Annotated in this window: 1 protein-coding gene; it reads right to left on the bottom strand. The window is 37.0% G+C overall.

Translation table 11 applies throughout. The features are described 5' to 3' along the window. Positions 1-338 (bottom strand): transposase (locus HA044_RS09350; protein ID WP_187540919.1); only part of this gene is annotated, 338 nt, incomplete at both ends.

Raw genomic sequence — 338 nt, forward strand, 5'->3', positions numbered from 1 at the left:
AACCTGGAGAGAACCAAATTGGTTCTCTCCTTTTTGATGTTCAAAGCGATGAGAATTCTCGTTTTAAAGTTTTCAAAGTTTCGGAAGCCAAAAGCATTTCGCTTGATGACTTTGATGAGGTTATTTGTAGCCTCAAGTTTTGCGTTTGAGTAGGGAAGTTCCAGTGCATTAATGATCTTATCCTGATCTCTCAAAAAGGTCCTAAAAATGGTCTGGAAAATAGGATTCACAGCAGAAATGGACTCTGTGATCAATTCAAAAAAATAGTCAGCGTGCTTCTCTTGAAAATGAAACAGTAAGAGTTGATAGAGTTCATAGTGATCTCTAAGATCTTGAGA

Source organism: Streptococcus sp. IMAU 99161, assembly GCF_014435245.1.
In the GTDB taxonomy this organism is placed as follows: Bacteria; Bacillota; Bacilli; order Lactobacillales; family Streptococcaceae; genus Streptococcus; species Streptococcus lactarius.